Source organism: Actinosynnema sp. NPDC059335 (genome assembly GCF_042752395.1).
In the GTDB taxonomy this organism is placed as follows: Bacteria; Actinomycetota; Actinomycetes; order Mycobacteriales; family Pseudonocardiaceae; genus Actinosynnema.
Genome location: NZ_JBHYXZ010000119.1, coordinates 19,708 through 27,909, shown reverse-complemented (window position 1 = coordinate 27,909; position 8,202 = coordinate 19,708). Strand labels below are relative to the sequence as shown.

Sequence of the window (8,202 nt, the reverse complement as noted above, 5' to 3'; positions counted from 1 at the left end):
GTTCGCGCCCTGATCCCCGGCGATCGAAAAGCGTGATCGCCGGGGATGAGGACGCGAACGGCCGACGCGACCTCGCGGGAGGGGTCGGGTGAGGTGACTCCCAGGGTGAGGGCCGTGGCGGTGGTGAGGACTGCGGTGGGGTCAGCCGACGAGGACCTTGCAGCCCGTGGCGCGGTCGGCGAGGGCGTCCAGGACGTCCGGCGAGGTGGTCTCCGCGCCCAGCCGCACGGTCTTGTTGGTGCCGTGGTAGTCGCTCGACCCCGTGGTCAGCAGGCCCAGTTCGCGCGCCAGGCCGCGCAGCCGCTCCCGCGTCGGCGCGTCGTGGTCGGGGTGGTCGACCTCGACCCCGCCCAGCCCGAGCGCCGCGAGGTCGGCGACCACCTGGTCGGTCACGACCGGGCCGCGGGACGAGGCGAACGGGTGCGCGAGCACGGTGACGCCGCCCGCCTCGGCGATCATCTCGATCGCCCGCGCCACCGGCGTGTCGGTGCGCGGCACGTAGTAGCGGCCACCCGTGAGGTACTTGGCGAACGCCTCGTCGACGGTCTCGACCACCCCGGCCCGGATCAACGCCATGGCCAGGTGGGGTCGACCGGCGGGCGCGTCGGCCGGCATGGCGGCCATCAGCTCGTCCGGGTCGATCGGGAACCCGTCCGCCACCATCCGCTCGGCCATGCGGCGCAGCCGCCGGCGTCGTTCGAGGCGCAGCCGCAGCTGCTCCTCGACCAGCGCGGGCGAGGTGTGGTCGTACAGGTAGGCGAGGAGGTGGACGGTGATGACCCGGCCCCGGCCGTCGTCGGAGGCACAGGACAGCTCCGCGCCGCGCACCAGCTTCAGGCCGGCGGGCAGCGCGTTGGCCGCTTCCGCCCAGCCGGCGGCGGTGTCGTGGTCGGTGAGCGCCACGGCGCTCAGACCGGTGGCGGCCGCGGCCGCCACCAGCTCCGCGGGCGTGTCCGTGCCGTCGGACTCGGTCGAGTGGGTGTGCAGGTCGATGCGCACCCGACCAGTCTGAACTACGGCACCATCTTCTTGCCGCGCGCCGCCCGCTGCGCCTTGATCATCGAGAAGCGCTCGGCCTGTGCCTTCTTGTCGCCGAAGGTCAACTCGGAGATCGCGTCGTAGACCTCCTCGGGGTTGGGCAGGTACTCGATCCGGTTGAGGGCCTGGATCTGACCCGCCGACTCCACGACCAGGGTCCCGAAGCCGAACATGCGCCCGAGCACCGAGCGCTCGTAGGTGAGGTCGGTCACCTTGCTGATCGGCATCATCGCGACCTTGGTCTCGAAGACCCCCGAGGAGATCATGAACCTCTTGTCGGTGACGACGATCCGCTCCACCCACCACTCCATGACGAAGTAGGCGAGCCTGAGCACCACGAACAACGAGGCGTACCAGAGGATGTTCTGGAAGATGCCCGCGTTGTCGGGCAGCAGGTAGGAGATCATCATCGCGCCGGCGAGCAGCGCCGCCGCCTCGAGGAGATCCCAGAGCAGACTGCTCCAGTGCCTGCGGACCCGGATGACCCGACGCTCCGTGGGGAGCAGGTACTCGTCGGGGTCCCGTGGTGCGAACATGCCTTCGACCTCTCGCCGTGGGGGAGGACCGGGCGACTCAGAACAATTGTTGCACGAAGGTGATGAGCGCCTCAGCGGCGTCCCGGAGCGTGCCCAGGATGTTCTGCACCAGCTGAGCCGCGTTCTGCGGCTCGGCGATGAGGAAGAACAGGACCAAGGCGACCCCTGCGAAAGTGAGGATCTTCTTCAGGTTCACGGTGATCAACCCCGTTCGCTACCCGCACCCGTTTGGCGCCAGTGAAAACCGTTGTACCGCACTCCGCGACACGTCGGGAGATTTGTACCGCACTTGGGTCAGCGTGCTGCACCGCCAACCCGGTGTGACTACGGTTCGTGATCGTGACGGCCGAACGAGAACCTCTCATCCACTGTGTCGGCGGCATCGTGCACGACTCGAACGGGCGACTGTTACTCGTGCGGAGGGCCAATCCCCCAGGTGAGGGACTGTGGTCGTTACCGGGTGGCCGAGTCGAGCCCGGCGAGTCGGACGAGACCGCAATCGTGCGGGAACTGCGGGAGGAAACGGGACTCTCCGTGACCGTCGGCGAGTTGGTCGGAACCGTGACGAGACCTGCGCCGAACGGCCTCTACGTGATCCGCGACTACGCCTGCCAGGTGCGATCGGGCGTGCTCCGACCGGGGGACGACGCCTCCGCGGCGTGTTGGGCCGACGCTGCGATCTTGGACACACTCCCACTCACCGGGATGCTCCGCGAGACCTTGGCGGAGTGGGGTCGGCTCCCCCGTTCGTGACGGACATCCCCCGTACGAGATCGACTTCGCCCGATCAGGGTAGCCAGACGAGGCGTTGGCCGTGCGGCGCGGTCTTGGCCAACGCCTGGACCGACCGCGCCTCGCCGTCCTCGAACCGGACCAGGCCGACCACGCCGAACGCGGGGTCGCCCGGTCCGGGGCGCAGGTCGTCGCGCCCGGGGAGCACGTGGGCGAGGCCCGCGGCGTAGCCCTCGTGGCTGAGCCACCACACCGGGCGGCCGAGGTCGCGCAGCGCGGCGACGAACTCCTCCCCCGGCACGTACGCCAGGACGCTGCTGGTCAGGACCACCAGCGGCAGGTCCTCGGGCACGCGGGCGGCGGCCTCGGCGAGGTCCGCGACCGCGTCGCCCGCCACCAGCTCCGGCGGGGACTTGCGCTGCACGGTCGCGGCCACGCCGAACAGCCTGAGCCGCTCCGGCTGGTCGGCCCACACGCACGCCTCCAGCCAGGCGTAGGTGTCCTCGTCGGCGAGGTCGGCGGGCGCGCGGTCGAGCCCGACCCTGGCCGCGATCTTCACCGTTTTGGGGATCTTCGGCAGCTCCGCGCCGGGGGCCAGCTCCAGCGCGCAGTGCAGCCCGAGGGCCGCCTTGGCGGGTCCGGCGGCGAGCTGGCCGGCCTGCTGGGTCTGGTAGCGGTAGCCGTAGCGGTCCAGGTTGAGCAGCAGCCCGGCCGAGCAGCCGACCTCCAGCAGCCCGATCGGTCCCTTCACCTTCGCCAGCGCCGGGTAGACCAGGGTCGCGCGGCGCACCTCGTTGGTCTGCACGGTCCGGGAGCCGATCAGCTCGCGCATCCGGTCGGCGCGCTCCAGCACGAAGTCCCGGAACAGCGGCCAGGTGTGCTCGTCCGCGCCGTACGTGCCGCCGAGCGACGGGTAGTAGTCCGACAGCCGGTGGAACGGCTCGGCCTGCACGAGCCGGTGCGCCGCCGCCAGGAGCAGGGTCGCGTGCGCGAACCGCTCCGGGGCGGCGGTCAGCAGGCCGGCGACGTCCGGATCGTCGGCGGCGCGCGCGGCCAGGTGCTCGTAGAGCGGCGAGACGCCGTGCGCCTCCTGCTCGGCGAACCGGGCCAGTCGTTCCCGCACCAGATCCAGCGAGGTCACGTCACTCCTTGGGTTCGGGCCTGCCGGGCTGCTCGCCGCCGCGCGCTCCACCGGTCGAGTTCCCGGGCACGTGGGAGCGCTTGGGCACCATGACCTTCCGGCGGAACACGCAGACGACCGTTCCATCCTGTTTGTACCCGCGCGTCTCGACGTGCACCACGCCCCGGTCGTCCTTCGACTTGGACGGCGTCTTGGCCAGCACCTCGGTCTCACCGTAGATGGTGTCGCCGTGGAACGTGGGCTTGACGTGCCGCAGCGACTCCACCTCCAGGTTGGCGATGGCCTTGCCCGACACGTCGGGCACCGACATGCCCAGCAGCAGCGAGTAGACGTAGTTGCCGACGACCACGTTCTTGCCGAACTCGGTGGCCTCCGCGGCGTAGTGCGCGTCCATGTGCAGCGGGTGGTGGTTCATGGTGAGCAGGCAGAACAGGTGGTCGTCGTACTCGGTGACCGTCTTCCCGGGCCAGTGCTTGTAGACCGCGCCGACCTCGAACTCCTCGTAGTAACGCCCGAACTGCACCGCATGCCTCCGTTGGCCGGCTGTCTGGGGGTCGGGTGTGATCGAGGACCACACCGACCGGGACGACAGTGTGAGCACCGGGGGAGTACCCTCGGCAACTGGTCTGTGAGCGACTACACCGCCACGGACGACCGACCCGAGGAGGTGAGGACTACCGATGAGTAACGACCCCCATCCTGCGAGTACCTCGCGCGTCCTCATCGGGGGGCCGGCTCCTCGGGGCTAGGCCCGGCGTTACCCGGTCGGGGACGTGCCGTCGTCGTTCCGTCGAGTCGACGCTTCCCGACCCGGAGGTCACCCGTGCCCAGCTTGCCCTCGCTCGGCGGCCTGAGAGGCCGCGCCCAGGACCGTCCCGCCACGCCGATCCCCGTGCCGCTGTCGGCCTACGTGGTGGACTGCGGCGTGTACGTGGACGGCGCGCGGCTGCCCGGCCGCTGGTCGCACACCGACGCGGTGGACGAGGTGCGCCGGCGCGGCGAGGGTTTCGTCTGGATCGGGCTGCACGAGCCGGACGAGGAGCAGATCCAGGGTGTCGCGGAGACGTTCGGCCTGCACGAGCTGGCGGTCGAGGACGCGGTGCACGCGCACCAGCGGCCCAAGCTCGAACGCTACGACAACATGCTGTTCATGGTGCTCAAGACGGTCCGGTACATCCAGAACTCGTCGCCGGACACCGCCAACGAGATCGTCGAGAGCGGCGAGATCATGGTGTTCCTGGGGCGCGAGTTCGTGGTGACGGTCCGGCACGGCAACCACTCGGGGCTCGCCGCGGTGCGGCGGGAGCTGGAGGAGGAGCCGGAGCGGCTGCGGCACGGCCCGGCGGCGGTGCTGTACTCGATCGCCGACCACGTGGTCGACACCTACCTCGACGTGACCGACCACATCGAGGACGACATCGACCAGATGGAGGCGCTGGTCTTCCAGCCGCGCAGCCGGGTCAGCGCGGACCAGATCTACCTGATGAAGCGCGAGGTGCTGGAGCTGCGCCGGGCGGTGATGCCGCTGGCGGTGCCGCTGCGGCGGCTGGCGGAGGGCTACACGCCGCTGGTGCCCGAGCAGGTGCGCTCGTACTTCCGCGACGTCGACGACCACCTCACCGAGGTGTCGGAGCGGGTGATGAACTTCGACGAGCTGCTGACCACGCTGGTCAACGCGGTGCTGGCGAAGATCACGCTCCAGCAGAACTCGGACATGCGCAAGCTCGCCGCCTGGGTGGCGATCATCTCCGTGCCGACCATGGTGGTCGGCGTGTACGGCATGAACTTCGACTTCATGCCGGAGCTGCACTGGCGCTACGGCTACCCCATGGTGATCGCGGTGATCCTCGTGGTCTGCCTGACGCTGTACCGAATATTCCGTCGCAACCAGTGGCTGTAGCGGCCCCTTCCCCCTGCCCCTTCCTGCGACGGGATGGTCCCCCCATGTCCAGAATGCTCACCAACCTGCGGTTCTGGGTGCTCACGTTCCTGCTCGGCTGGCTCGCCACGGTGACCCTGCTGATCGCGAACGGGCACTGACCGGTCAGGTCCACGGCGCGGTGTCCCAGGTGAACGGGACGCCGTGCCCCACGCCCGTGCCCAGGCGCAGCGAGATGCCCGCCGGCCACAGCTTGAGCAGCAGCCGGAACTCGTACGCGCCCGCGGTGTGGGTCCGCCGCGGCTCGTAGACCAGCAGCGCCAGCGGCGCCATCGGGGTGGCGCGGGAGGCGGCGTCGGCCAGGATCGCGCGGCCCATGGCGCGGTCGGCGGGCGAGGCGTACTGCCAGACCACCGAGTGCCAGACGACGGTCAGCACGTCGCGCTCGGGCCGGGCGAGCTGCTCGGCCAGCCACTCGGGGCCGGTCGCGCGCCGCACCGGCACCGGGTCGAGCCTGGCCAGCCCGATCGCCGCCTGGAGCCGGTCGAAGCGGTGCACCTGGTCGGCCCACACGAACGACGACAGGTGCAGCCGCCCGTCCTCTGTGGACACGTCGACCGGGTTGAGGTCGCACGCCGCCCGGCGGACCAGGCGCAGGTTGTGGCGCAGGTCGACGGGGGGCCTGCCGGTCCACCGCGGGTCGAGGCGGAACGGGCTGCCCGGGTCGCCGAACGTCTCCCCGTCGACGCGGTAGGCGATGCGGTGCGGGCGCAGGTTCAGCCCGCCGGACGCCCCCACCTCCAGCAGCCTGACGGGGAACGAGGCGCGCCGGTCGGCCTCGGCGGCGGCCAGGTGGGTGGCGGTCTGGAGGCCGCCGAACAGCGGCGCGCTGCGGCCCGGCTCGTTGGTCTGCACGACCGTGGAGGCGACCAGGGCGCGCAGCCGGTCGGTGTGCTCGTGCAGCACGGGCAGCGCGTCGTCCCACACCGAGCCCAGGTCGGGCTCGCCGCCGACGGTCGGGTAGTGCTTCGCCAGGGTCGGCGCGCGGCCCTCCAGCACGAGCCGGTGCAGGGCCCCGGCGAACCGCAGGCCGGGCACGGTGCCGTGGCGGTCGCACTCCGCGCCCGCCATCACCCGCGCGGTGACGCCGCCCCGGGCCAGGTCGTCCGCCGCCGACACCAGCAGCCGGTGGGTGAGCGGGCTGTGGACCCGGCAGGCGCGGGACGCGTCGAGGAACAGCTCGGCGAGCACACCGTGACGCTAACCCGGTTTCCCTTGTGCGGCAGGGGGACGAGGCCGGATTTCACCCTTTTCCCGACGAGGTGTCGCCGGCGGCGCGAACGCCTAGGCTCGGTGGATGCCGAAGGTGCTCGCGGTGGCCGACGAGGTCGTGGAACGGCTGTGGACGGACCGGGTGCGCGGGTTCGACGACGTGGACCTGATCGTCGCGGCGGGCGACCTGCCGTTCGACTACCTGGAGTTCCTGGCGACCGCGCTGGACCGGCCGTGCGTGTTCGTGCCCGGCAACCACGACGTGGACCTGACCGGGTACGCGAACGTGCGGGGCCTGTGGACCAGGGCGGGCCTGCCGGCGCGCTGGCCGGGTCCGGCGGGCGGGGTGAACGCCGACGAGCGGGTGGTGGACGTCGCCGGGCTGCGGATCGCCGGGCTGGGCGGCTCGATCCGGTACCGGGAGGGGCCGAACCAGTGGACCGAGCGGCAGCAGGCGCGGCGGCTGCGGCGGGTGCTGCGGACCGCCCGGTGGCGGCGGCTGCGGGACGGCCGCGGGGTGGACGTGCTGCTCACCCACTCGCCGCCGCTGGGCTGCGGCGACGAGCCGGACCCGCCGCACCGGGGGTTCGCCTGCCTGCACGACGCGGTGCGGCGGCTGCGGCCCGCGCTGCTGCTGCACGGGCACATCCACCCGCACGGCGAGCCGAGACCGGACCGCACGCTCGGCGCGACGCGGGTGGTGAACGTGGTGGGTCACAAGGTGTTGGACATCCCGTCCGGAGGGCGTCGAGAGGAGGAGGGCCGTGCCCCGTGACACCGGGTTCCCGCGGGCCGACGCGGAGAACGACTTCCAGCGGGCGCGCCGGCGGCAGGTGATGTCGCGGCTGGCCGCGTGGCTGCGCCGGGAGCCGGACGACGTGAACATCATGCTGCCGTTCCACGAGGTGGTGGAGTCGCTCGGGTTGGTCACCGAGCGGCGGCTGGGGCTGCGGACGATCCGGCTGGACTCGATCGTGGGCAGCGTGGACCGGACCCGGGACTTCGACCGCCGGTTCCGGCCCACGTCGGCGCGGGTGCGGGAGCGGTGGCAGCGGTTGGCGCTGGCGCAGCGGCGCGGCGAGGCGGTGCCGCCGATCGAGGTGTACCGGGTCGGCGACCTGCACTTCGTGCAGGACGGGCACCACCGGGTGTCGGTCGCGCACGCGCTGGGGCTGGAGGTGATCGACGCGTACGTGACGGAGGTCGTGACGCGGGTCGCGGCGCACGGGATCCGCCACCGGGGCGACCTGATCGTGAAGGACTACCGGCGGCTGTTCCTGGAACGGGTGCCGCTGGGCGGGCACGAGGGGGCCTCGGTGCTGCTGTCGGACCCGCGGGACTACGCCGCGCTGGGCGAGCACGTGGAGGCGTGGGGCTTCCGGCTGATGCAGGACGAGGGCGTGTTCCTGGACCGGCCGACGGTCGCCCGGCGCTGGTACGCCGAGGAGTACCGGCCGGTGGTGGACATGCTGCGGCAGGCGGACCTGGTCGGCGACCGCACGGAGACCGAGGCGTACCTGTGGGTCGCGGGCGAGCGGTACCGGCTGATCCGCACCCACCGGTGGGACGCCGACGTCATCTCGACGCTGCGGTCGCGCCGGTGA

Annotated in this window: 10 protein-coding genes; 4 read left to right on the top strand and 6 right to left on the bottom strand. The window is 71.7% G+C overall.

Translation table 11 applies throughout. The features are described from left to right. Window positions 1-141 precede the first annotated feature (141 nt). The 3 genes from ACFXGA_RS29495 to ACFXGA_RS29485 are packed head-to-tail and all read right to left on the bottom strand — an operon-like array spanning window position 142 to window position 1,770. The gene (locus ACFXGA_RS29495) at window positions 142-999 is read right to left on the bottom strand and encodes a PHP domain-containing protein (RefSeq protein ID WP_378093427.1); all 858 of its coding nucleotides are present in this window, start codon (window positions 997-999) and stop codon (window positions 142-144) included. A 14-nt stretch (window positions 1,000-1,013) separates the two neighbouring features. Further along, window positions 1,014-1,574: a PH domain-containing protein gene (locus ACFXGA_RS29490; RefSeq protein ID WP_378093425.1), complete on the bottom strand. Its 561-nt coding sequence runs from the start codon at window positions 1,572-1,574 to the stop codon at window positions 1,014-1,016. A gap of 37 nt (window positions 1,575-1,611) precedes the next feature. Further along, on the bottom strand, window positions 1,612-1,770 hold the full coding sequence (locus tag ACFXGA_RS29485; RefSeq protein WP_378093423.1) for a hypothetical protein: 159 nt from the start codon (window positions 1,768-1,770) through the stop codon (window positions 1,612-1,614). Between the two features lie 137 nt (window positions 1,771-1,907). On the opposite strand from ACFXGA_RS29485, the gene ACFXGA_RS29480 reads away from it, so the two are divergent. Continuing rightward, window positions 1,908-2,327 carry an NUDIX domain-containing protein gene (locus ACFXGA_RS29480; protein ID WP_378093421.1) on the top strand — a complete coding sequence of 140 codons (420 nt, stop codon included), beginning with the start codon at window positions 1,908-1,910 and terminating at the stop codon, window positions 2,325-2,327. A gap of 34 nt (window positions 2,328-2,361) precedes the next feature. Here the strand turns inward: ACFXGA_RS29480 and ACFXGA_RS29475 are convergent, their stop codons facing one another. Next, window positions 2,362-3,447 carry a DUF2332 domain-containing protein gene (locus ACFXGA_RS29475; protein WP_378093419.1) on the bottom strand — a complete coding sequence of 362 codons (1,086 nt, stop codon included), beginning with the start codon at window positions 3,445-3,447 and terminating at the stop codon, window positions 2,362-2,364. A gap of 1 nt (window position 3,448) precedes the next feature. Beyond that, window positions 3,449-4,171 carry a MaoC family dehydratase gene (locus tag ACFXGA_RS29470; protein WP_378093417.1) on the bottom strand — a complete coding sequence of 241 codons (723 nt, stop codon included), beginning with the start codon at window positions 4,169-4,171 and terminating at the stop codon, window positions 3,449-3,451. 99 nt (window positions 4,172-4,270) lie between these two features. Here ACFXGA_RS29470 and corA point away from each other — a divergent pair, with 99 nt between their 5' ends. Then, window positions 4,271-5,347 (top strand): magnesium/cobalt transporter CorA, encoded by a 1,077-nt coding sequence (corA, locus tag ACFXGA_RS29465; RefSeq protein ID WP_378093415.1) that lies wholly within the window; start codon window positions 4,271-4,273, stop codon window positions 5,345-5,347. Window positions 5,348-5,491: 144 nt separating this feature from the next. Here the strand turns inward: corA and ACFXGA_RS29460 are convergent, their stop codons facing one another. After that, window positions 5,492-6,577 (bottom strand): DUF2332 domain-containing protein, encoded by a 1,086-nt coding sequence (locus tag ACFXGA_RS29460; RefSeq protein WP_378093413.1) that lies wholly within the window; start codon window positions 6,575-6,577, stop codon window positions 5,492-5,494. 106 nt (window positions 6,578-6,683) lie between these two features. Here ACFXGA_RS29460 and ACFXGA_RS29455 point away from each other — a divergent pair, with 106 nt between their 5' ends. Beyond that, complete coding sequence (locus ACFXGA_RS29455; protein WP_378093411.1) at window positions 6,684-7,373, top strand: metallophosphoesterase; 690 nt, start codon at window positions 6,684-6,686, stop codon at window positions 7,371-7,373. Then, window positions 7,363-8,202: a chromosome partitioning protein ParB gene (locus ACFXGA_RS29450; protein WP_378093409.1), complete on the top strand. Its 840-nt coding sequence runs from the start codon at window positions 7,363-7,365 to the stop codon at window positions 8,200-8,202. The genes ACFXGA_RS29455 and ACFXGA_RS29450 overlap by 11 nt, the downstream gene beginning before the upstream one ends.

Coding starts and splice junctions, on each gene's coding strand:
- ACFXGA_RS29490 (WP_378093425.1), bottom strand. CDS start 1,574: ATGTTCGCACCACGGGACCCCGACGAGTACCTGCTCCCCACGGAGCGT.
- ACFXGA_RS29455 (WP_378093411.1), top strand. CDS start 6,684: ATGCCGAAGGTGCTCGCGGTGGCCGACGAGGTCGTGGAACGGCTGTGG.
- ACFXGA_RS29470 (WP_378093417.1), bottom strand. CDS start 4,171: ATGAGGACGCGCGAGGTACTCGCAGGATGGGGGTCGTTACTCATCGGT.